This window comes from Streptomyces sp. NPDC005752 (assembly GCF_040630715.1).
Classification (GTDB): domain Bacteria; phylum Actinomycetota; class Actinomycetes; order Streptomycetales; family Streptomycetaceae; genus Streptomyces.
Window position 1 is genome coordinate 71413 of sequence record NZ_JBEXYB010000006.1, and the last position, 22339, is coordinate 93751.

Genomic DNA, 22339 nt, shown 5'->3' on the forward strand with positions numbered 1-22339 from the left:
CGCCCGTTCACAGGAGCCCTACGGCCGTGTCGACCGCGCCCGCCACGTCGCCGTCGGCGGGGTAGAGCAGCGAGCGCCCGACCACCAGCCCCCGGACGGTCGGGAGCCGCAGCGCGCCGCGCCATTTCTCGTACACCGCGTCCGGGTCTCCCGTGACCTCGCCGCCGAGCAGGACGGCGGGGAGGGTCGAGGCCCGCATCACGCGGTCCATGTCGCCGGGGTCGTCGGTGACGGGGACCTTGAGCCAGGTGTACGCGGACGTCCCGCCCAGGCCCGAGGCAATGGCGATGGAGGTGGTGACAGCGGCGGCACCCAGGTCGGTGCGGATCCCCTCCGGGGTGCGCCGGCAGAGGAACGGCTCGACGAAGACGGGCAGTCGGTGGGCGGCCATGGCGTTCACGGTACGGGCGGCGGTGTGCAGGGTGTCCAGGGAGCCGGGGTCGCCGTGATCGATCCGCAGCAGCAGCTTGCCCGCGTCGAAGCCCTGCTGGGAGAGGTCGATCGCACGGTGGCCGGTAAAGCGGTCGTCCAGCTCGAAGGCGGCTCCAGCGAGTCCGCCGCGGTTCATGGAGCCGATGACGACCTTGTCCTCCAGCGCGCCGAGGAGCAGCAGGTCCTCCAGGACGTCGGCGCCCGCGAGCACCCCGTCGACGCCCGGGCGCGAGAGGGCTGTGCAGAGTCGTTCGAGCAGGACGAAACGGTCGGCCATGGCCAGGTCGTCGTCGCCGACGGCGAGGGCGCCGCGGGCCGGGTGGTCCGCGGCGATGATCATCAGACGTCCGGTGGGGCCGACGAGGGGCCGCCTGCGGCGGGCGGCGGCCGCCTCGGCGACGGCCTCGGGACGGTGGGCGCGGAGCCGGACGAGGTCGGCGACGCCGGCCGCGGCGGGCGGGGTCACGGGGTGGGGCCCGTGGCGGCGCCGGCCACGCCGTCGTCGAGGGCCTGTTCGACCTCGTGGGGGTACGGCATCGCGGACGAACACGCGAGGCGGGAGGCGACGATGGCCCCGGCCGCGTTGGCGTAGCGCATGACGCGTTCGGTGTCCCAGCCGGCGAGGAGACCGTGACAGAGTGCGCCGCCGAAGGCGTCCCCGGCGCCCAGCCCGTTGACGACGTCGACGGGGAGGGGCGGGATCTCGGCGCTGGTTCCGTCGCGGTGGACGGCGAGGACACCAGCCGGCCCCTGTTTGACGACGGCCAGCTCGGGTCCGGCGGCGAGCAGGGCACGGGCGGCGGCGCGGGGTTCACGCTCTCCCGTCGCCACCTCGCACTCGTCGAGGTTGCCGACGGCGACCGTGGCGTGGGCGAGCGCCTCGCGGTAGTGGGCGCGGGCGGCTTCGCCGTCGCCTCCGCCCCAGAACACGGGGCGCCAGTCGAGGTCGAAGACGGTGACGCGCGGGAGGCCGGACCGGTCCGGTGTCTGTGCGGCGCTGCGGGCCCGGAGTGCGGTGAGGGTCGCGGTGCGGCTGGGTTCGGCGCACAGGCCGGTGCCGGTCATCCAGAAGACGCGGGCCGCCCGCACCGCGTCCAGGTCCAGCTCCCCGCCGTGGATCTCCAGGTCGGGCGCCTTGGGCTGCCGGTAGAAGTAGAGCGGGAAGTGGTCGGGAGGGAAGATCTCGCAGAAGGTGACCGGCGTCGGGTACTCCGCCACGGCGCTCACCCACCGGTCGTCCACCCCGAACTCCCCCAGTGCCTCATGGAGGTAGTCACCGAAGGCGTCCTGGCCGGTCCGCGTGATCACGGCCGTGCGCCGCCCCAGCCGGGCGGCCGCCACCGCCACGTTGGACGGTGAGCCGCCGAGGAACTTCCCGAAGGTCTCCACCCGGGCCAGCGGTACGCCGGTCTGCAGCGGGTAGATGTCCACCCCGATCCGCCCCATGGTGATCACGTCGTACGGCTCAGGCATACGCATCCCTTCGACCCGGCGCTCAGGCCCGGCCCGTGGTCCCGCAAGTCGTCCCGGCCCGTCGCCCCGGGGGTCGGCCGCGGCCCGGGCCGTTCCCAGGTCTAACCCCCGTCCGGAACCCTGTCAACACTTTGTCCGGACATTCGGACGAACTCTTGACACTCCCTCCCGGGCGCTGGAGGGTGGGCGATATGACCTCCTCCGTGCCCTCTCCGGCCCGCATCCGCATCGGCTCGGCACCCGATTCGTGGGGGGTGTGGTTCCCCGACGACCCGCAGCAGGTGCCCTGGGAGCGATTCCTCGACGAGGTCTCCGAGGCGGGCTACGAGTGGATCGAACTCGGCCCGTACGGCTACCTGCCGACCGATCCCGCCCGTCTCGCGGACGAGACCGCCCGCCGGAACCTCGCCGTCTCCGCGGGAACGGTCTTCACCGGATTGCACCACGGCCCGGCGGTCTGGGAGCGGACCTGGGAGCATGTCGCCGGCATCGCGGCACTCACCCGCGCGATGGGCGCCGGACACCTGGTGGTCATCCCCTCCTTCTGGCGGGACGACAAGACGGGTGAGGTGCTGGAGGACCGCACGCTCACCGCCGCGCAGTGGCGTGAGCTCACCACCCAGACGGAACGGCTGGCCCGCGAGGTCCGGGACCACTACGGGCTGCGCATCGTGGTGCACCCGCACGCCGACACGCACATCGACAGCGAGGAGAACGTCAACCGTTTCCTCGACGCCACCGACCCCGACCTCGTCTCCCTCTGTCTCGACACCGGCCACTACGCCTACTGCGGCGGGGACAGCGTGAAGCTCATCAGGACGTACGGCGAGCGGATCGGCTATCTGCATCTCAAGCAGGTCGACCCCGCGGTGCTCGCCGACGTCGTCGCGAACGAGGTGCCGTTCGGTCCGGCCGTGGCGCGCGGAGTGATGTGCGAGCCGCCGGGCGGGGTACCCGCGCTGGAACCCGTACTGGACGCGGCGCGCGCCCTGGGCACCGACCTGTTCGCCATCGTCGAGCAGGACATGTACCCCTGCCCGCCCGACAAGCCGCTGCCCATCGCACGACGCACCCGCGAGTTCCTCCGCATCTGCGGGCCCGCGCGGCCCTCCGCCTGAGCCCCCGCCCCTCTTCCGCCACAGCAGTCACTTGCCGGACCGACGGCTCTGGTCGCACCAGGACATCGCCGCGCACACCGAGGTCGAGCCGGACACGGTCCGCTCGTACCGCGAGCACGGACCACTGCGACAGGGGCCGCTGAGCACGGACAGCCCTGGCGGCACGAACCGCTCCGGCCGTCCGGGCGCTCACGCCTTACCGGAAGGTTCGATGATCGTGACGCCCGCTCCGGGCGCGGTGCCCATCGCGGCGAGGGCCGCCGGTGCGGCGTCCAGCGCGATGGTGGAGGTCACCAGCAGATCCGGCCGCAGGGTGCCGGCCAGGACCATGTCCATCATCGGCGGGTAGTCGTGGGCGGCCATCCCGTGGCTGCCGAGGATCTCCAGCTCGAGCGCGATCACCCGCGCCATGGGAACGACGGGGTCACCGGCCGCCGACGGCAGCAGTCCGACCTGGACATGGCGGCCCTGCCTGCGCAGGCTCCGCACCGAGGCGGCGCAGGTGACCGGGGAACCCAGCGCGTCGAGCGACAGATCAGCACCCCCGCCGGTCAGTTCGCGTACGGCCTCGTCCGCCCCGGCAGGGTGCGCGGAGGCATCCACGCAGGCGGACGCGCCGAATGCCCGCGCCAGCTCCAGGGCCCGCTGCGACACGTCGACCGCGACGACCCTGGCTCCGCACGCCACCGCGATCATCACGGCCGACAGCCCGACCCCGCCGCAGCCGTGCACGGCGACCCACTCCCCGGGTGCCACCCGCCCCTGCCCGACCACCGCCCGGAACGCCGTGGCGAACCGGCATCCGAGTCCGGCCGCCGTGGCGGACGACAGCCCGTCCGGCACGGCGACGAGGTTGACGTCGGCCTGCTCCAGCGCCACGTACTCGGCGAAGGAGCCCCAGTGGGTGAAGCCCGGCTGGGCCTGCCGCTCACAGACCTGCTGGGCGCCGGCGGCGCAGGCGGAGCACCGGCCGCACGCACAGACGAAGGGCACGGTGACCCGGTCACCGGCGTGCCAGTTGTGCACTCCGGGGCCCGCTTCCTCGACCACGCCGGCCAGTTCGTGCCCGGGTACGTGCGGGAGGACGATGTCCGGGTCGTGGCCCATCCAGCCGTGCCAGTCGCTTCGGCACAGCCCCGTGGCCTCGACCCGGACCACGACTCCCCCGGCCGAGGGAGTGGGATCCGGCAGGTCCCGGACCCGGGCCTCCTGCCCGAACCCCTCGAACACCACTGCCCGCATCGGCTTCGCCTCCCATGGTCCGGCCCACGCCGTCCGGCCCCTCGGTCCGGCGAATCTACGCCCCGGCGGTGATCCTGTCCCGCCTCCCGCCCCCAGTCCCGCGGATCGAACACGACGCGCGCCCCGCGGAGTTGGAACGGCGGTGCACCGCACCCCCGGCCCGTCGATACGCGACACGCCCGATGGAGTGACGGCAGAGGACGCATAAATACCCCCTAGGGGTATAGTGGATCGAGGCGGGCAGGCACACCGGGTTCCACGGTGCCCTCTCGTGCCCCATCCGTCACGTCTGCATCTGTCTGCGAAGAGGAGAACGTCATGAGCGCCGAGACCGACACGCCCCGGACCTCCGGCTCCTGCTGCTCGTCCACCGGTTCCCGCGACGACGGTGCGGCCGACGTCCGGGCCGCGGGCGTCACCGCGGTGTACGAGGTGAAGGGCATGACCTGCGGCCACTGCGAAGGGGCGGTCTCCGAGGAGATCTCCGGCATCGAGGGAGTCACCTCCGTGAAGGCGGAGGCCGCCACCGGCCGGGTGACCGTCGACTCCGCGGCCCCGCTGACCGACGACGCCGTACGCGCCGCCGTCGACGAGGCCGGCTACGAGCTCGTGGGCCGCGCCTGAGAGCCGGCAGCGGCCCGGCGTTTCCCGTCGGGCCGGTCCCGTCCCCGAGGGAAGCGGATACTGGAGGGAAAACGGCCCGACTGCCCGACCCAGGAGTCCGCACACATGGCCAGCACCACGGCAGCCGAGGCCCCGGCGCCGGAGACCTCCGACACCGAGCTCACCATCGGCGGAATGACCTGCGCCTCGTGCGCGGCCCGCGTCGAGAAGAAGCTCAACCGGATGGACGGCGTCACCGCCACCGTCAACTACGCGACCGAGAAGGCCCGTGTCTCCTACGGTGCCGGAACCACGCTCGACGACCTGGTCGCGACCGTGGAGAAGACCGGATACACGGCTCGTCCCGCCATCCGCCCCGCACCCGCGCCGCACACCCGGGGGCACGGGGACACAACCCGGTCCCGCACCGGGCCCGCCGACCGGGACGGCGGAACCGAGGACTCCCGCGACGCCGCCGGGCACAGGCCCGAGAACCCCGGCCACACCACCGGGCACACGGACGTCGGCCCCCACGACACGTCCGGGCATACGGCCGATGACGGCCTCTCCGCGCTCCGGCAGCGCCTGCGGGTCTCGGCGGCCCTGGCCGCACCGGTCGTCCTCCTGGCGATGATCCCCGCCCTGCAGTTCGACAACTGGCAGTGGCTCTCCCTCACTCTGGCCTCCCCCGTCGTCGTCTGGGGCGGCCTGCCCTTCCACCGCGCCGCCTGGGCGAACCTGAGGCACGGCGCCGCGACGATGGACACCCTGGTGTCCATCGGCACGCTCGCGGCCTTCGGCTGGTCGCTGTGGGCCCTGTTCCTCGGCGACGCGGGCATGCCGGAGATGCGGCACGGCTTCGACGTCACCGCCGCCGGGTCCACCCCCGCCTCGACCATCTACCTGGAGGTCGCGGCCGGAGTCATCGCCTTCATCCTGCTCGGCCGCTACCTGGAGGCCCGGTCGAAGCGGAAGGCCGGCTCCGCCCTGCGTGCCCTGCTCCACCTCGGTGCGAAGGACGTCACGGTCCTCCGCACCGAAGCGGGAAGAGCGGCGGAAGCGGGAGGCGGACGGGAGTCCGCACTCCTGGAGGTGCGCGTGCCCGTCGGCCGGCTCCTCGTCGGCGACCGCTTCGTCGTGCGGCCCGGCGAGAAGATCGCCACCGACGGCACGGTCGTCGAGGGATCGTCGGCGGTCGACGTCTCCATGCTCACCGGGGAGTCCCTCCCGGTGGACGCCGCACCGGGCGACTCCGTCACCGGCGCCACCCTCAACACGTCCGGACGGCTGGTCGTCGAGGCCACCCGTGTCGGGGCAGACACCCAGCTGGCCAGGATGTCGCGGCTCGTCGAGGACGCACAGAGCGGCAAGGCCGCCGCGCAACGCCTCGCGGACCGGATCTCAGCGGTCTTCGTGCCCGTGGTGCTGCTGATCGCCCTGGTGACCCTGGTCGTGCGGCTGCTCGCCACCGACGACATCACCGCTTCGTTCACCGCCGCCGTGGCCGTGCTGATCATCGCCTGCCCCTGCGCCCTGGGCCTCGCCACACCCACGGCCCTCATGGCCGGCACGGGACGCGGCGCGCAGCTCGGCATCCTCATCAAGGGCCCCGAGGTGCTGGAGACCGCCCGGCGGATCGACACGGTCGTCCTCGACAAGACCGGCACGGTCACCACCGGCCGCATGACCCTCGGACGCGTCCACACCGCGCCCGGCACGGCCGAGGCGGACCTGCTCCGTCTCGCCGGGGCCGTCGAACACGCCTCCGGGCACCCCGTGGCCCGCGCGGTCGCCGCCGGGGCGGCCGCCCGTACCGGCGCGGCACTGCCCGCACCGGCGGACTTCACCGACGTCCCCGGCCTCGGGGTGCGCGGGACCGTCGAGGGGCACCGCGTGCTGGCCGGACGGCCACAGCTCCTCGCCGATGCGCGGATCACGCTCCAGCCCTCCCTGGACGCCGCCCTGGCCCAGGCTGCGGCGGAGGGGCGTACGACCGTCGTCGTGGCCTGGGACGGGGAGGCCAGGGGTGTGCTGGAGGTCTCGGACACGGTGAAGGAGACCAGCGCGGAGGCCGTCGCGGAGCTCCGCGCCCTGGGTCTCGAGCCGATTCTGCTGACCGGTGACAACCGGGCCGCGGCGCAGGCCGTGGCCCGCGAGGTCGGGATCGACGCGGTCCACGCGGAGGTCCTGCCGCAGGACAAGGCCGAGGTCGTACGGCGCCTTCAGGCCGAGGGCCGGGCCGTCGCGATGGTCGGCGACGGCGTCAACGACGCGGCCGCGCTCGCCGTGGCCGATCTGGGTCTGGCGATGGGGACCGGAGCCGATGCGGCGATCGAGGCGGGCGACCTCACGCTGGTTCGTGGAGATCTCAAGGTTGCCCCTGCCGCCATCCGCCTGTCGAGGCGTACTCTGTGCACCATCAGAAGCAACCTCTTCTGGGCCTTCGGCTACAACGTGGCCGCCCTGCCTCTCGCTGCGTTCGGGCTGCTCAGCCCCATGATCGCGGGTGCGGCAATGGCGTTCTCGTCGGTGTTCGTCGTCACGAACAGCCTGAGGTTGCGCTCCTTCACATAATTTCTACAAAGAGACTTAGATCACACCGATTCGAGGGTAACCATCTGATGGGTTGGTGAGTCTAAGAGTGCGATGCCAAGGATGTCTTGGGGGACGTCCGATGGAGTGTCTTGGGGGACGCTCCTGGCACACGCAGGCCGGGGCACGTGCACCGGGGAGCTTGAGCGGCCCTCCCGTACGTACCCCGGCAGTCGCACAGCAGGACCGAACCGAATACGCACCACCTGCATGACAACGGGAGTTCAGGCTCCCTTCAGACGCCCGGCCGGATCCCGTGGGGGGAATCCGCTCCGGGATATGGGAAACGCCCTGTCCGTCGACCCGTGGGGGGATCGACGGCGGGGCGTTTCTCGCTTCCGCCGCACGACACACACGGCGCACGACACACACGGCGCACCACGCGCACCACACACGACGTGCGCCGCACGGCACGCAGCGCACGGCCTCCCGGAGACGATGCCTCACGGAAGCAAGGTGTCCGGAACGCCGAATCGCCCCGGACACCGCGCTCTGACTGTATGAGCGCGGTACGCGGGGCGAAGGATGCCCGGCCCGGCGGCCGGGGTGGAGCAGAGGTGCCGGAGCTTCAGCGGCCCTCGGCCGGGACGAAGTCGCGCAGGACCTCGCCGGTGTAGATCTGGCGCGGGCGGCCGATGCGGGATCCCGGCTCCTTGATCATCTCGTGCCACTGCGCGATCCAGCCGGGAAGCCGGCCGAGCGCGAACAGCACGGTGAACATCTCGGTCGGGAAGCCCATGGCGCGGTAGATCAGACCCGTGTAGAAGTCCACGTTGGGGTAGAGGTTGCGCGAGACGAAGTACTCGTCGGAGAGCGCGTGCTCCTCCAGCTTGAGCGCGATGTCGAGCAGCTCGTCGGACTTGCCGAGCGAGGACAGCACGTCGTGCGCGGCAGCCTTGATGATCTTGGCGCGGGGGTCGAAGGACTTGTACACCCGGTGGCCGAAGCCCATCAGGCGGACGCCGTCCTCCTTGTTCTTCACCTTCTGGATGAAGGAGTCGACGTCGCCGCCGTTGGCCTGGATGCCCTCGAGCATCTCCAGGACCGACTGGTTGGCGCCACCGTGCAGCGGGCCCCACAGGGCGGAGATGCCTGCGGAGATCGAGGCGAACATGTTCGCCTGCGAGGAGCCGACCAGACGCACGGTGGAGGTCGAACAGTTCTGCTCGTGGTCCGCGTGCAGGATGAGCAGCTTCTCGAGCGCGGAGACGACGACCGGGTCCGGCACGTACTCCTGGGCCGGGACGGAGAAGGTCATGCGCAGGAAGTTCTCGACGTAGCCGAGGTCGTTGCGCGGGTAGACGAACGGGTGACCGATCGACTTCTTGTACGCGTACGCCGCGATCGTCGGAAGCTTGGCCAGCAGCCGGATCGTCGAGAGGTGGCGCTGCTCCTCGTCGAACGGGTTGTGGCTGTCCTGGTAGAAGGTGGACAGCGCGCTGACGACCGAGGACAGCATGGCCATCGGGTGGGCGTCGCGCGGGAAGCCGTCGAAGAAGCGCTTGACGTCCTCGTGCAGCAGCGTGTGCTGGGTGATCTCGTTCTTGAAGGCCGACAGCTCGTCGACCTTCGGAAGGTCGCCGTTGATCAGCGTGTAGGCGACCTCGAGGAACGTCGAGCTCTCCGCGAGCTGCTCGATCGGGTAACCGCGGTACCGCAGGATGCCCTGCTCGCCGTCGAGGTAGGTGATGGCGGATTTATACGCGGCTGTGTTGCCGTATCCGCTGTCCAGCGTGACCAGGCCCGTATTGGCCCGGAGCTTCCCGATATCGAAGCCCCTGTCGCCGACGGTGCTGTCGATCACCGGGTAGGTGTACTCGTCATCGCCGTACCGCAGTACTACAGCGTTGTTGGTGTGCTCGCTCACGTCATCCCTCACCGACGTAGTGCCTCTTCTTCGAGGTGCCCTGACTGTCTCCACCCTCCCCCATTTGGCGCAGGAGAGTGCACTCGGGGTCGTCCATTGGACCTACCGACGGCACTGAGTGCCGCCAACTTTCTCATCCTGCCCCCTGGACTGCGGTTCCGGAAGGCCTCAGTGATGTTTCCCACCGTTTTGATCGATCATTTTTCCGGGAAGTCTTCCGCTGTGCCGCCGCGAAGCCGGAAATCCAGTCCCGTACAGCGCCTGCCAGCGGAAACGGTGCGGACGGCCTGACCGATGGCCTTGCGTGAACCGACCAGCACGACGAGCTTCTTGGCCCTGGTCACCGCGGTGTACAGCAGGTTCCGCTGGAGCATCATCCAGGCGCTGGTGGTGACGGGGATGACGACGGCCGGATACTCGCTGCCCTGCGAGCGGTGGATGGTCATCGCGTAGGCATGGGCCAGTTCGTCCAGTTCGTCGAATTCGTACGAGATCTCCTCGTCCTCGTCCGTGAGGACGGTCAGCGTCTGTTCGTCCGCGTCGAGAGCGGTGACGACACCGACCGTGCCGTTGAAGACCCCGTTCTCCCCCTTGTCATAGTTGTTCCTGATCTGCGTCACCTTGTCGCCTACCCGGAAGACCCGGCCTCCGAACCGCTTCTCGGGCAGACCGGGGCGCCCGGGGGTGATGGCCTGCTGGAGCAGCCCGTTGAGATGACCCGCACCGGCCGGGCCCCTGTGCATCGGGGCGAGGACCTGCACGTCACGGCGGGGGTTGAGACCGAACTTGGCGGGGATGCGGCGGGCCGCCACGTCGACGGCGAGCACTCCGGCGTCCTCCGTCTCGTCCTCCACGAACAGGAAGAAGTCGTCCAGCCCCTGGGTCAGCGGCGGAACCCCGGAGTTGATGCGGTGGGCGTTCGTGACGACGCCGGACTTCTGGGCCTGCCGGAAGATCGTGGTCAGCCGGACCGCGGGAACCGGGCCCCCCTCGGCGAGCAGGTCACGCAGCACCTCCCCCGCGCCGACCGAGGGCAGCTGGTCCACATCCCCGACCAGCAGCAGATGTGCACCCGGTGCCACCGCCTTGACCAGCTTGTTGGCGAGGAGCAGATCGAGCATCGAGGCCTCGTCGACGACGACCAGATCGGCGTCCAGCGGCCGGTCACGGTCGTACGCGGCGTCCCCGCCGGGCTTGAGTTCCAGCAGCCGGTGCACGGTCGACGCCTCGGCCCCGGTCAGCTCCGAGAGCCGCTTCGCGGCCCGCCCGGTGGGGGCCGCCAGCACCACCTTGGCGTTCCGGGCACGGGCCAGCTCGACCACGGACCGGACGGTGAACGACTTCCCGCAGCCGGGACCGCCGGTGAGGACGGCGACCTTCTTGCTGAGCGCGAGCCGGACGGCCGCCTCCTGCTCGGGGGCCAGCGTGGCGCCCGTACGCCGCGCGAGCCAGGCCAGCGCCTTGTCCCAGTCGACGTCCTGGAAGGCCGGCATCCGGTCCTCCGGCGTGCGCAGCAGCCGCTGCACCTGGGCGGCGAGGGAGATCTCGGCGCGGTGGAAGGGGACGAGGTAGACGGCGGTGACCGGCTGCCCGTCCTCGGGGCCCGGCACCTTCTCCCGTACGACGCCTTCGGGGTCCGCCGCGAGCTCGGCCAGGCAGTCGATGACGAGCCCGGTGTCGACCTGGAGCAGCTTCACCCCGTCGGCGATCAGCCGCTCCTCGGGGAGGAAGCAGTGGCCCTGGTCGGTGGACTGCGACAGGGCGTACTGCAGCCCGGCCTTGACCCGCTCCGGACTGTCGTGCGGAATGCCGACGGCCTGGGCGATGCGGTCGGCGGTCAGGAAACCGATGCCCCAGACGTCGGCGGCCAGCCGGTACGGCTGGTTCTTCACGACGGAGATCGAGGCGTCCTCGTACTTCTTGTAGATGCGGACGGCGATGGAGGTGGAGACGCCGACGGTCTGCAGGAAGACCATCACCTCCTTGATCGCTTTCTGCTCCTCCCAGGCCGCGGCGATCATCTTCGTCCGCTTCGGACCGAGCCCGGGCACCTCGACGAGCCGCTTGGGCTGCTGCTCGATGATGTCCAGGGTGTCGACACCGAAGTGGGTGGTGATGCGGTCGGCCATGACGGGCCCGATGCCCTTGATCAGGCCCGATCCGAGGTAGCGGCGGATGCCCTGGATGGTGGCGGGGAGGATCGTCGTGTAGTTCTCGACGGTGAACTGTTTCCCGAACTGCGGGTGGGAGCCCCAACGCCCCTCCATCCGAAGGGACTCGCCGGGCTGCGCGCCGAGCAGCGAGCCGACGACGGTGAGGAGATCGTTCATCCCGCGCCCGGTGTCGACACGGGCGACGGTGTAGCCGTTCTCCTCGTTGGCGTACGTGATCCGCTCCAGGACGCCAGTCACTTCACAAATGCCTTGGCCGCCGCCCTGCTGCGAGTCGTTTCTCCTGTCGGGCACGGCCCCACCTGCTCATCCGGTATCCGCTGTCACCGGGAGGCTATCGCCAGGCTCCGACACCACGGGCGGCCCCTGGGCAACGCAACGGCCGCCGTGAAAGGCTGACCGGCATGTTCGGACGGACTGAGAACCCAGAGCTGTGGACGTTCCTGGAGTCACTGCACCACGGCGAGATCCTCTCCGGAACAGTCGCGGCGATCGAACGGTTCGGGGTGTTCGTCGCTCTGGACGACGGCCCGGACCACCCGGCTTTCCCCGGCGTCGGGTTCATCACCTACCCCGAACTGTCCTGGCGCCGCTTCGAAGCAGCCTCGGACGTCGTCAGGGTCGGCCAACGCGTCTCATGCGAATTCCTCCAGTTCGACACATGGAATGCGGAGGCCAGGCTGTCCTTGCGAGCAGCGCAGCCGGACCCGTTCCAGGCGTTTGCCGACCGCACCGAGATGGGCCAGGTACTGCATGGGCAGATCACCGGACTGGTCCCGTTCGGCGCCTTCGTCCGCGTGGCCGACGGGGTTGAGGGTCTGATCCACCTGAAGGACCTCGCTCAGCGCCCTGTGGCCTCTCTGGAGGATTCCGTCCAGGTCGGCGAGGAGGTCACCGTCGCAGTCGTGGAAATCGACCGGGCGCGACGCAGGTTGGCCCTCGGCCGACTCCAGCCCACACCTCGCACATGACCCAGGTCATTTTGGTTTGGACATGTGGCATCCGCTCGAGGACCCCTTCGAGCACGGCCGTGTTGGACATGTCCCGACGGTACCGGGCGGGTCCGACAGCGTTGAGGCGCACCCGATAGCACGTACTGGCACCATGAGTGGTACCAGTGAGCCACGCAGGAAGAGGTCCGTCGTGTCGATAACGGCCAGCGAAGCCCGGAAACACCTCTTTCCTCTGATCGAAAAGGTCAACGAGGACCACGCTCCCGTGCACATCACGTCACGCAAGGGAAACGCTGTCCTCATGTCCGAGGAGGACTTCGCCTCCTGGCAGGAGACCATCTACCTGATGCGCTCGCCCGCCAACGTCCGCCGGCTCCTGGCATCGATCGCAGAGGTCGAGGCGGGCGAGACCGAGTACCACGAGCTCGCGGCCCTTCCGCACGACGCGGATGCCGCGCACGACAAGGACGACGAGTGAAGCTTGCCTTCAGCTCGCGCGGCTGGGCCGACTACACCTTCCGGTCCGACAACGACCGACGGATGACTCGACGCATCAACAAGCTGATCGCCGACACCATGCGGAACCCGTTCGACGGGATCGGCAAGCCGGAACCTCTGCGAGGCGACCTCAGCGGCTACTGGTCACGGCGCATCGATGACGAGCACCGCTTGGTCTACAAGGCGACGGAAGCAGAACTCATCGTCGTTCAAGCGCGCTACCACTACGGCTGATCTCTCAGGCGTCGAGCACGTGGGCCACGGCCAGGGCGATGCGGTCGATCCAGTTGATGGCGTCCGTGACGTCGTGCTCGGTGATGGGGCGCCGCTGCTTCAGGTCCCCGTCCAGCAGATCGGCGTCATGGGCAATCTTGTTGCGCCGGTCCGTGATGGTCACGTACTGGGCCTTCAGCGTCTTCTCCGTGTAGGCGGTGCGGTTGCCCTGCCACGTGCTGATCTGGGTGGCCGCGCCCTGCCAGACGTTCTTGTCGGTGACCAGCTTCAGAGCTTCGGAGATCTTGCGCGGGTTCTGCAGTGAGGCGCTGCCCCACCTCTCCTTGACGTGCTCGACAACCGCCTCCGCCAAGGTGACGTCCCCTCGCTGCACGGCCTCGACCTGACGCAGGGGGATTTCGTAGTTCTGGAGTTGCAGAGGCATGTCGGTGCCGTCCTTGGCCGCCAGTTCGGCGACCCGGCGGAAGAGCTCCTCGTGGAACCAGTGGTCGATAGCGGCCACTGACTGCACCCAGGCAGCCCGGTAGAAGTCGCCCACATCGATGGCCGCAGGCCTGAAGGGCGCCAGATTCCGCCCGGCGTCCACCATCTTGCGGGCATAGGCGATGTTGGTGGTGAACGCCTCGAACTGACTGGTGTCCGGCCTCGGAATGGCCATGGATGGAGCCCCCGTACTGTCACCTGTGCACTGCGCTGCGTGAACAGGCTTCGCGACGGTCCGGGAGCACGTCAAGCGGCTTGCGGAATCACTGGTTACCGATGTCCGGATCTCGACTTCCGGGCCCTTCGCTGTCCGGATCGAGGCTGTTCACGTCCCACCGCGCACCTCGGTACTCAGCGACCTGGAGAACCTCCCGCAGTGACTCGCTGAGCCGACTGGCGAGGAAGTGCAGCTCCACTCCGGTGACCTTCGTGTCCGCCAGCAGGTCGGTGGCGTGGTCGAGCAGATCAACGGCCATGCCCAGCCGGATACCTTCGATGCTCGCGGCCATCCGCGACACGGGTCCGGTGCCATCACCCAGGACGTAGCCGGGCTTCCCCTCCAGCCCCGTCCCGGGCAACAACCTGAACGTGAGGCTTTCGTACCGGTTCCCGTTCACGCGGCGACCTCTGCCCCGCGAGCGGACAGGGGCAGCCCGATGTCCACCCCGTGGACGGCATGCCACACGGTGCGCTGCCCGCGTCGAGCCTCGGCCACCTGCCGCTCGTGCGCGACGAGGTAGGGCCGCACCAGCGGGCTGTCCTCCCCGCGCAGCGGACGCTGCCCGGTACGGCGGGTGGTGGGGCCGACCACTGGCATGGCGGGCTCCGGACGGGCGGGGGCGGGTGCCTTGCAGGGGCGCCGCAACAGCGACTCTACGAAGCGGCGGACGAGTTCTCTCATGACGGCGTGCTCTCCCTCTGACTGCTTACCCACGAACGAATGCGTTCCGTAGCGAACTCATCACAGCGTGGGGCTGCGCCTGGCTACGCTCCAGGGGTTCGGGCTTGACAGCCCGCTTGTCAGGAAAGGGGCTGAAGCAGGTGGCGGAGGAGCGGAAACCCCGCACGCAGAGGGAGAAGTACGGCGAGGAGCTCAGGCTGCGACGGGTGGCGGCCGGCCTCACGCAGGAGGCCCTGGGCCGCCAGGTGGTGTGCTCACCCACGCTGATCAGCCATTACGAGGCGGGGCGGCGGCTACCGAAGCCGGATGACGCGCAGCGGATCGACATGGCACTGGAATCTGACGGCTTCTTTGTCAGGTGGCTGGAGGATATGGATTCCAAGTACGCCGACTACTTCGCGGCAGTGGTGGAGCTGGAGCGTGAGGCTACGGAAATCCGCCAGTATTCCTCCTCACTCATCCCTGGTCTGCTTCAGACGGCCTCATACGCCCGCGCCGTGTTCCAGGCCTATCGCCCCAACTACCGAGCAGAGGACCTTGACGATCTCGTTGTCAGCCGCATGGAACGTTGCCGACTGCTCACGGAGTCGTCGACTCCCATCGCCTGGACGCTGCTCGATGAGGCCGCGCTGCGGCGCAGCATCGGTGGCCCGAAGGTGATGGCAGAACAACTACACAAGGTGGCGGACATGGCGGGGTCTGGTCGCCTGCGGCTGCACGTGCTGCCTTTCGCCTCAGGAGCTCACGCGCTCCTGGAAAGCATGGTCTACCTGCTGAACTTTGCGGACGCCGCTCCAGTCGCGTACGTCGAGGGCCTCCATACAGGGCACTTGATGGACGATCCGGCGCTGGTGGAGGCGTGTCACAGCTCCTACACTCTCGCCTTGGGCGACGCGGCCCCCCTGCAGAAATCAGTGGCCCTCGTCAGGGCTGTTGCGGAGGAGCACGAGCATGCACAGCATTGACCCCACTGTCACTGACGACGGGACGCTCACGGGATGGCGCAAGTCCAGTTACAGCGGTGGCGCCAATGGTGAGTGCATCGAGGTCGCACATGGCTGTACCGATGTCCCCGTGCGCGACAGCAAGGCCCCACGCGGCCCGGTGGTCGTCTTCTCCACCTCCCGCTGGACCACTTTCGTAGCCGCCGTCGTGGGCGGCCACTTCGACGTCTGAGCCCTTCCGAAGCCCGGGTCCCGAAGCTTGGGACTCGAAGCCCGGAACAGGGCGGCTCACTCTTTCGTGGGTACGAGGACGGGTCCGGGCCCGACGCTTGAGCTTCGGGATTCGGGGGCCGGGACACGAGCCCCGAGATTCGAGCGGTGCTTGTTTCCGGGAGGGAAAAGAAGGGGTTGGGAAAACCTCCCCGACCTCCCGAACCTCTTACGGCCAGCAAGTATGACTAATCGTGACCAACTTGCAGCGCGGCGTCACGACTGCTTACGTTGCGCTGAACGAATCGACCCCGACGCGGTGTTGTCGCACCGGCCGGGGCCTCACCCCAAGATCGAAGGAAGCGATCTCGTGGCTACCGAGAACCTTAGTCCCGCCCTGCCCGAGCCCGCAGCTTCGCGCCCGTACGCCAAGGCCCACCCCGGCTACGGCAAGCGCACCGCACCCGATCAACGACCGCCCCGCACCGATGACTTCGCCCTGCTGTCGGAGCGGGAGCGGTACGTCGCCGGGTACGTGGACCGGCTGCCCGAGGGTGGCGCCATGGACGTCAAGTCGCTGGCCAAGTCACTCCCCCTTTACGGACAGATGGCAGTCGGCAGCGCGTTGCGCGCCCTGGGCGTGGCCGGTCACCTGCGGCGCGTCCGGTGCCAGGTCGTCGGCGAAGGCGGTCAGAGTCGCTGGGTCACCCGTACTTTCTGGTCCCGTACCGCGCACGACAGCGAGTGGTGGGACGCCTTCACCCGAACCGGCACCGTCGGCCATCAAGCCGCTTCGGTGGCCCGGCCGGATGAATCCGAACAGGTGGAGCCTCCGCAGCCCTCCCCCGCATCGCCCCCACATCCCGTACCCGCGCAGCGGACAGCCCCTGCGGAGAGCCCGGCCGGTCACTCGCCTGCTTATCTCGCCCTCGCCCAACTCGGCCGCATCGAACCCCGGCTGGCCCTGTCCGCGGCCGACTGCGCAGTGCTCGAAGGACTGGCCGCCGCATGGCTGGACCGAGGCGTGAACACGGGCTACCTCATCAAGGCCCTCACCGCCGGTCTTCCCGCCCAGGTCGACTCACCCGTCGGCTTCGTGCGCCGTCGGCTCGCCGACAAGATCCCGCCGCGCCTCCCTGCTGCGGCATCGACAGCCGCCCACGAGGCACGTGTTCAGCGCGTCATGATGGAGTGCACCGAGTGCGGTGTGCCCGGACCGCCGGAAGCCCTTCCCGACGGACTCTGCCGCCCTTGCCGGGCATCCTCCCCGGACACCGCACCGGCCTCGTCCGCCGAAATGCCAGCCGTACGGGACGTACACGCGCTCGTCGGCAGCCTCCGCAACCTGATGAAGGCCCCCTGACCGAGGGCACCGGCCACCACGCCGGCCCCGCTGTGCTCAGACCCGCGAGAGGAACGCCTCGCGCAGAGCCGGGTCACGCAGCAGGTCGAGGGTCTCTTCCTCGCCGTCGAAGAGCAGGGCGGCGGCCGGATGGTCCGACTGGTGGAACATCCCGACCAGCACGTCGGCGAGAGGCCGGTTCCACGCGACCCGCACGACTTCGGCCGCCTTGTCGTGCTGTCCCCGGTCCGTGGCGATGCGCCACAGCTCGACGGACTGCTTGGCTGTCCCGTAGGCCGTCCTGCGCCCTTCGACGAGAACCGCCCGCTCGTTGAGGCCGAACACCGCGATACACGCCTCGCCTTGGTCCGTGAGCCCCTTGTACATGCACAGCGGAAGAACCAACCGAAGGTGGCTCAACGGGTCCTGGAGCGTGGGGTCCAGGAGCAGCGGACTGCCGTCATTGTCGGAGCGCGGGAAATGGTTCCGCTTCTGGTTGCTGTTGCAGTAGGAGCAGGCCAAGAGGTGGTTGAGCCAGTCGAAGGTGCGGAGGGGAGCGAGGCTCTTCGGCTCGAAGTGGTCGATGTCCGTGCCCTGGCCGTCGCCGCAGTACATGCAGCGCTCATGCCCGGGAGCCATACCGGCGAGGGTGGCGAGGAGCTCGTCGCGTACCCGGCGCCGTACGGTCGTGTTGCCCCAGAGGTCCGCGGCCCTGGTCTTCCGGTCCGGTGCAGCTGCCTGGGCAATCTGCTCCGTGTACGTCGTGAGATGTGCAGCCGTCTCCGGGGGCAGCTCGTCGCGTCTCAGCCGGATCATTCCGTCTCGCCGCCCTCGCCGTCCCGGATCTCGCCGGCGATCCGCTGGAGCTGGGCCGACACCTCGTGGACCCGCGCGGTGGGCGAGCTGGTGAGCAGCTCCTTCAACTCCTTGTACCGCGCGACCGTCTCAGGTGAGGTGTCGCCTTCGTACACCTTGGCTTCCAGTCGCACGAACTCTGCGCGGGCGTGTTCCGCACGTTCGGAGTACGGGGTGTCGAGGCCGAACAGGTCGGAGAGGACCGCGTCGTCGCCGCTGCCGTAGACCACTCGCTCGTAGAGATCCTCGGGGACGACCTCGGGTGCGGTGTCCTCCCCCACGCCTGGCAGGCGGATCAGGCCTCCAGGGTCGGCGGCCTGGCAGATGTACGGGCTGTGGGTCGTCACGATGAACTGGATACGGGGGAAGTGCGAGGTCAGCCAGGGGCCGATGCGCCGCTGCCAGGAGACGTGGAGGTGGGCGTCGATCTCATCGATGATCACGACGCCGGAGACGCGGCGGGCGTCGACGGGGGGAGCCCCGAAGGTGTCATGAATCTGCTTGAGGATGTCGACGACGAGAGCGGCGACCGCTCGGAACCCGTCGCTCATCTCCCTCAGCGGGAAGCGGTGACTGCCTCGCTCGACCCACAGTCCGTCGGAGTCCACGTCGACGATCCGGTACTCGTCGGGCAACAGGCCGTCCTGCAGAACGTCCAGGGCAGATCTCTTCAGCTCGGCCGCACCCTCGCGCCCCTCCAGCGCACGCAGGTGCTGCTCGATCAGCCAGGCGACTCCCTCCGCAAGCGACGCATCCTCATGAAAGAGGCTCGCCTGCCTGGCTACCGGGCCGGAGGCCAACATCAGACGCTGCACTTCACCGGACCCCCCGGCCAGGCGCCGGAACGGGCCGTAGCCGGCGCAGAACCAGCCCTCCGGGTTGTCCGCCCACGGTCCGTTCCGCACGGCCAACGGGTTCCGCGCGTCGGGGTACTGAATCTCCACGAGAGCCGGTTGTCCACGTCGGCGACCTGCCGGCCTTGTCTCGGGCGGCCTCTCGTCCGGACTCACCCACCGGAGTCCCGCCCGGAACACATCGCTGGTGGGCTGCCGGATGCCGAAGCCGTCGTAATCCGGGTCCCGGGCCACGTCGACTTCGATGCGGCCCTCAACCGCATCCCGGGACACCCAGTCGTCGAATCCCGGAACGAGGCCGCGCGCCGCGATCGGTCCACCGAGTACAAGGGCCAAGGACCGGAGGAGGGTCGTCTTCCCTGCCCCGTTACGGCCCGCGAGAACCGTCCAGCCGGCATGCGAGCCGTCCGGGCGGGTCAACGTCAGATCGACGGTGCGAGGACCGTGGAACGACTTGATGTTCTCGATGAGCACACGGGAGACGTACATGGGTGACGGTTCCGTCCGGTGTCGGAGAGCGGCGGAGGACTATTCCGGTTCTGCGTCGGCCGGGACCTCTCCGCCCAATGCTTCGGCGATCGCAGCGAACTCGCTGAGCGCCGCCTGAAGGTCCTGGACGATCTCGGCGGCGATCACCTCGGGCGGAAGAAGGCTGTCGGCGTCTTCGAGCGCCGGGTCCTTCATCCAGGTGAGGTCGAGGTTCACCTTGTCGCGGGCTACCAGCTCGTCGTAGGTGTACGCCTTGAACCGGCCGCCTTCCTCGGCGGAGGTGTCCACCCGGTCGGCAGGCTTCTCGCCGTATGCCTGAACGAACTCTTCCAGGTCCGTGCGGGTGAGCGGGCGCTGCTTGAGGGTGAAGTGCTTAGCAGTGCGGAGGTCGTAGACCCAGACCTTGGTGGTGTGCGGCTTGCCGTCCGCGCGCGGGGTCTTCTTGTCGAAGAAGAGGACGTTGGCCTTCACGCCGCCCGCGTAGAAGATGCCGGTGGGCAGACGCAGGATCGTGTGCAGGTCGAACTCGTCCAGCAGACGCCGACGGATCTTCTCGCCCGCGCCGCCCTCGAAGAGGACGTTGTCGGGGAGGACCACCGCGGCCCGGCCGTCGATCGCCGTCAGCGACATGATGTGCTGGAGGAAGTTGAGCTGCTTGTTGGTGGTGGTGGCGCGGAAGTCGTCACGGTCGTAGGAGATGTCCTCCCTCTCCGCCTTGCCTTCCGAGCCGATGATGGTGATCGCCGACTTCTTACCGAAGGGCGGGTTGGCGAGCACGAGCGAGGCGTGCTTGGAGCCCGGCTTCGTGGCGAGCGCGTCGCCGACGTCGATCAGACTCTTGCCCTCACTGCTGCCGATGCCGTGGAGCAGCAGATTCATCGCCGCGAGGCGGGCGGTGCCGGGGACCAGTTTGTTGCCCCAGATCTTGCCCTCGCCGAGTGCGAGGCGCTCCTCCCGGGTGAGGTCCTGCATGTGGTGCTTGCGGATGTAGGTGTGCGCGGCGATGAGGAAACCGCCGGTTCCGCAGGCGGGGTCGGTGATGGTGTCCTCGGGCCGGGGACGCATCACCTCGACGATCGCGTCGATCAGGGGGCGCGGCGTGAAGTACTGGCCGGCGCCCGTCTTGGTGTCCTCGGCACCCTTGGCGAGAAGCCCTTCGTAGGCGTCGCCCTTGAGGTCCGCGTCGCCGACGGTCCAGTCCTGCTTGCCGATGAGATCGACGACGAGCTTTTCGAGCAGGGCGGGCTCGGTGATCCGGTTCTGAGCCTTGGTGAAGATGGTGCCGAGGGTGGTGCCGGGGCGGGTACCGAGCTCGTCGAGCACGTTGCGGTAGTGGAGTTCGAGCGCCTTGCCCTTCTTGGTGGCGAGGGACTTCCAGTCGTACGCCTTGGGCACGATCTCGGCGGAGTCCGCGTCCGAGAAGGGGTCGTCGTTGATCTCGTCGACCATCTTGAGGAAGAGGAGGTACGAGAGCTGCTCGACGTACTCGATGGTGGAGAGGCCGTTGTCACGGAGGACGTTGCAGTAGTTCCAGAGCTTGGCGACGAGGGTGTTCGTCTGGGCTGCGGCCTGCGGGGCGAGCACGATGTTGTCTTCGACGGAGGCGGCGCCGCCCGTGCCCTGGTCGGGGGTGGAGGCAGTCGTGGTCGCGGTCACAGGTCGAACTCCTGCTGTACGGAGTGGGTGGGTGCGGGGGTGGGGCTCGGCGCGGGTGCCGATACCTCGGGGGACTTTGCCTTCTGGGGCTCTGCGGGCATGCGGCGGGTGCGCTTCGGTTTGGGCTGGGCGGCGCGCTCGGCCTCGACGCGGGCGAGCAGGGCGGCTGCGGGCTCGTCGGCAGGGTCTTGAGGAACAAGGGCCCCGGTGAAGGCACGGTTCAAGATGGCCCGGCGCAGGTTGTCGGCCCGAGCAAGGGTGCGTGCCGCTTCTCGGTCCATCGCGTCGATAGCGGCGAGCGACTCATCGCAGCGCATCACCAGCTGCTTCTGCACATCCAGCGAGGGGATAGGGAACTCGACGTCCTTGAGTCGCTTAGAAGAGAGGTGGGCAATGTTCGTCGTAATCCGCACCTCTCTCATGAAGCGCCTGGCATGCAAGTGCCGACGAAACACCATAAGCGCCCATTCCGGCATCACGTCGGGGTTTGCCTTGAACCGCAGAAGGCTGTTCGTGAAGGCAACGTTCGGCGGCGTCCCGTGATAGAGAGCCGGGCGGCCCACCAGATGCGGACTCTGCCCCTCGTTGAGAAGTACGTCACCAGGGTGCAGGCGATACTTCTCAAAGATTCCGGAGAAGTCCATCTCCATGACATCCGAGGTGTCGACCCGGTCCTCAAAAACGTTGGCAACCCGCAGGTATGACCGCATTTCTGGCCCATGGTGCCAGTCGGGGTGCCTGGCACGTCCAAGCTGAACAGTTCCCGCCTGTCCGACCGTGCTGACGGCCCATGAATCGGGGACCTTTTCCGGCACAAGGTCAAGGAGGACTGATTTCCTCAGATTCGTCAGACGCTTGCGGGATCGGCGCACAGTCGCCACGGCCGCATCCAGGCGGGAGAGATGGCCTTCGAGGGCCTCTACGATGCGGTCCTGCTCCGCGACAGGCGGGAGCGGAATCTCCAGACCATTAATTGCGGCCTGGTCGATCTTCGGCATAGATCCAGCCAAGCCCTTGGCTCTGGACTTGAAGTAGCTTCGGGCCCGCGGACTCCTCAGAAACAGAGCTACATACTGCGAGTTAACCCGCGAATCCAACCTGACACGGATCAACAAGTCAGGAAAGATGGCCCAGCCGTCCGACCCTCGATAGATGGCCGATGTTCCGACGAGTTCAGGTGTGTTGGAACGCTGGATCAAGATATCGCCAGCTTCAAGCCAAAGATCAGAAACGCGACTCGGATCCGCCACTGTGATTTTCGTGTTCCTGTCACTGAAATCATCCTGCGTCACAGCCGAAAGACTGAGCGTACGAACCCCGCCAGCTTCCTTCGTGGAACGCGCCGAGTGACCGTTACGCAACGGTTCCCGAAGCAGGTCACCGAGCCGGGCCCACACCCACCCCGCCGGAAGTTCCATCTCG

21 protein-coding genes are annotated in these 22339 nt (G+C 68.7%); 9 read left to right on the forward strand and 12 right to left on the reverse strand.

Features of this window, described 5'->3' with window-relative positions; translation table 11 throughout:
• Nucleotides 1-7: 7 nt before the first annotated feature.
• Both ABZ441_RS07250 and iolC read right to left on the reverse strand, forming a co-directional pair.
• Entirely contained in the window at nucleotides 8-898 is an 891-nt protein-coding gene (locus ABZ441_RS07250) for a deoxyribose-phosphate aldolase (protein WP_358969345.1), read from the reverse strand.
• Entirely contained in the window at nucleotides 895-1905 is a 1011-nt protein-coding gene (iolC, locus tag ABZ441_RS07255) for a 5-dehydro-2-deoxygluconokinase (protein WP_358969347.1), read from the reverse strand. Before iolC ends, ABZ441_RS07250 begins: the two co-directional genes overlap by 4 nt.
• 191 nt (nucleotides 1906-2096) lie before the next feature.
• Between iolC and ABZ441_RS07260 the strand changes: the two genes are divergently transcribed.
• Nucleotides 2097-3023 (forward strand): sugar phosphate isomerase/epimerase, encoded by a 927-nt coding sequence (locus tag ABZ441_RS07260; RefSeq protein WP_358969349.1) that lies wholly within the window; start codon nucleotides 2097-2099, stop codon nucleotides 3021-3023.
• Between the two features lie 189 nt (nucleotides 3024-3212).
• Here ABZ441_RS07260 and ABZ441_RS07265 read toward each other — a convergent pair whose 3' ends face one another.
• On the reverse strand, nucleotides 3213-4265 hold the full coding sequence (locus tag ABZ441_RS07265) for a zinc-dependent alcohol dehydrogenase family protein (protein WP_358969351.1): 1053 nt from the start codon (nucleotides 4263-4265) through the stop codon (nucleotides 3213-3215).
• A 318-nt stretch (nucleotides 4266-4583) separates the two neighbouring features.
• Between ABZ441_RS07265 and ABZ441_RS07270 the strand changes: the two genes are divergently transcribed.
• Both ABZ441_RS07270 and ABZ441_RS07275 read left to right on the forward strand, forming a co-directional pair.
• Nucleotides 4584-4889 (forward strand): heavy-metal-associated domain-containing protein, encoded by a 306-nt coding sequence (locus ABZ441_RS07270; RefSeq protein WP_358969352.1) that lies wholly within the window; start codon nucleotides 4584-4586, stop codon nucleotides 4887-4889.
• A gap of 105 nt (nucleotides 4890-4994) precedes the next feature.
• Nucleotides 4995-7442 carry a heavy metal translocating P-type ATPase gene (locus ABZ441_RS07275; RefSeq protein WP_358969354.1) on the forward strand — a complete coding sequence of 816 codons (2448 nt, stop codon included), beginning with the start codon at nucleotides 4995-4997 and terminating at the stop codon, nucleotides 7440-7442.
• 586 nt (nucleotides 7443-8028) lie between these two features.
• Here the strand turns inward: ABZ441_RS07275 and ABZ441_RS07280 are convergent.
• Together ABZ441_RS07280 and ABZ441_RS07285 are read right to left on the reverse strand one after the other, a co-directional pair.
• A complete protein-coding gene (locus ABZ441_RS07280; RefSeq protein ID WP_358969356.1) occupies nucleotides 8029-9327 on the reverse strand; it encodes a citrate synthase in 1299 nt (432 codons plus the stop codon).
• Between the two features lie 197 nt (nucleotides 9328-9524).
• On the reverse strand, nucleotides 9525-11738 hold the full coding sequence (locus tag ABZ441_RS07285) for an ATP-dependent RecD-like DNA helicase (RefSeq protein WP_358969359.1): 2214 nt from the start codon (nucleotides 11736-11738) through the stop codon (nucleotides 9525-9527).
• A 164-nt stretch (nucleotides 11739-11902) separates the two neighbouring features.
• On the opposite strand from ABZ441_RS07285, the gene ABZ441_RS07290 reads away from it, so the two are divergent.
• From ABZ441_RS07290 to ABZ441_RS07300, 3 genes are all read left to right on the forward strand, one after another.
• The gene (locus ABZ441_RS07290) at nucleotides 11903-12469 is read left to right on the forward strand and encodes a S1 RNA-binding domain-containing protein (RefSeq protein ID WP_358969361.1); all 567 of its coding nucleotides are present in this window, start codon (nucleotides 11903-11905) and stop codon (nucleotides 12467-12469) included.
• A gap of 172 nt (nucleotides 12470-12641) precedes the next feature.
• Entirely contained in the window at nucleotides 12642-12929 is a 288-nt protein-coding gene (locus ABZ441_RS07295) for a type II toxin-antitoxin system prevent-host-death family antitoxin (RefSeq protein ID WP_358969363.1), read from the forward strand.
• The gene (locus tag ABZ441_RS07300; protein ID WP_358969365.1) at nucleotides 12926-13183 is read left to right on the forward strand and encodes a Txe/YoeB family addiction module toxin; all 258 of its coding nucleotides are present in this window, start codon (nucleotides 12926-12928) and stop codon (nucleotides 13181-13183) included. Before ABZ441_RS07295 ends, ABZ441_RS07300 begins: the two co-directional genes overlap by 4 nt.
• Before the next feature lie 4 nt (nucleotides 13184-13187).
• On the opposite strand, the gene ABZ441_RS07305 is transcribed toward ABZ441_RS07300, so the two are convergent.
• The 3 genes from ABZ441_RS07305 to ABZ441_RS07315 form a co-directional block, all read right to left on the reverse strand.
• A complete protein-coding gene (locus ABZ441_RS07305) occupies nucleotides 13188-13841 on the reverse strand; it encodes a hypothetical protein (protein WP_358969367.1) in 654 nt (217 codons plus the stop codon).
• An 88-nt stretch (nucleotides 13842-13929) separates the two neighbouring features.
• The gene (locus ABZ441_RS07310; protein ID WP_358969369.1) at nucleotides 13930-14283 is read right to left on the reverse strand and encodes a hypothetical protein; all 354 of its coding nucleotides are present in this window, start codon (nucleotides 14281-14283) and stop codon (nucleotides 13930-13932) included.
• Complete coding sequence (locus ABZ441_RS07315) at nucleotides 14280-14567, reverse strand: hypothetical protein (RefSeq protein WP_358969371.1); 288 nt, start codon at nucleotides 14565-14567, stop codon at nucleotides 14280-14282. The genes ABZ441_RS07310 and ABZ441_RS07315 overlap by 4 nt, the downstream gene beginning before the upstream one ends.
• Before the next feature lie 140 nt (nucleotides 14568-14707).
• On the opposite strand from ABZ441_RS07315, the gene ABZ441_RS07320 reads away from it, so the two are divergent.
• The 3 genes from ABZ441_RS07320 (at nucleotide 14708) to ABZ441_RS07330 (ending at nucleotide 17084) form a co-directional block, all read left to right on the forward strand.
• Complete coding sequence (locus ABZ441_RS07320; RefSeq protein ID WP_358969598.1) at nucleotides 14708-15532, forward strand: helix-turn-helix transcriptional regulator; 825 nt, start codon at nucleotides 14708-14710, stop codon at nucleotides 15530-15532.
• A complete protein-coding gene (locus tag ABZ441_RS07325) occupies nucleotides 15519-15743 on the forward strand; it encodes a DUF397 domain-containing protein (RefSeq protein ID WP_358969373.1) in 225 nt (74 codons plus the stop codon). The genes ABZ441_RS07320 and ABZ441_RS07325 overlap by 14 nt, the downstream gene beginning before the upstream one ends.
• 348 nt (nucleotides 15744-16091) lie before the next feature.
• Nucleotides 16092-17084, forward strand: a complete 993-nt coding sequence (locus ABZ441_RS07330; protein WP_358969375.1) for a MarR family transcriptional regulator — start codon at nucleotides 16092-16094, stop codon at nucleotides 17082-17084.
• Between the two features lie 36 nt (nucleotides 17085-17120).
• Here the strand turns inward: ABZ441_RS07330 and ABZ441_RS07335 are convergent, their stop codons facing one another.
• The 4 genes from ABZ441_RS07335 to ABZ441_RS07350 all read right to left on the reverse strand — a co-directional run bounded on the left by ABZ441_RS07335 (nucleotide 17121) and on the right by ABZ441_RS07350 (nucleotide 22335).
• Entirely contained in the window at nucleotides 17121-17879 is a 759-nt protein-coding gene (locus ABZ441_RS07335; protein ID WP_358969377.1) for an HNH endonuclease, read from the reverse strand.
• Nucleotides 17876-19261 carry an AAA family ATPase gene (locus ABZ441_RS07340; RefSeq protein ID WP_358969379.1) on the reverse strand — a complete coding sequence of 462 codons (1386 nt, stop codon included), beginning with the start codon at nucleotides 19259-19261 and terminating at the stop codon, nucleotides 17876-17878. Before ABZ441_RS07340 ends, ABZ441_RS07335 begins: the two co-directional genes overlap by 4 nt.
• A gap of 39 nt (nucleotides 19262-19300) precedes the next feature.
• Complete coding sequence (locus ABZ441_RS07345) at nucleotides 19301-20845, reverse strand: class I SAM-dependent DNA methyltransferase (protein ID WP_358969600.1); 1545 nt, start codon at nucleotides 20843-20845, stop codon at nucleotides 19301-19303.
• Between the two features lie 68 nt (nucleotides 20846-20913).
• Nucleotides 20914-22335, reverse strand: coding sequence for a restriction endonuclease subunit S (locus ABZ441_RS07350; protein ID WP_358969602.1), 1422 nt, complete (start codon nucleotides 22333-22335; stop codon nucleotides 20914-20916).
• Between the last annotated feature and the right edge of the window lie 4 nt (nucleotides 22336-22339).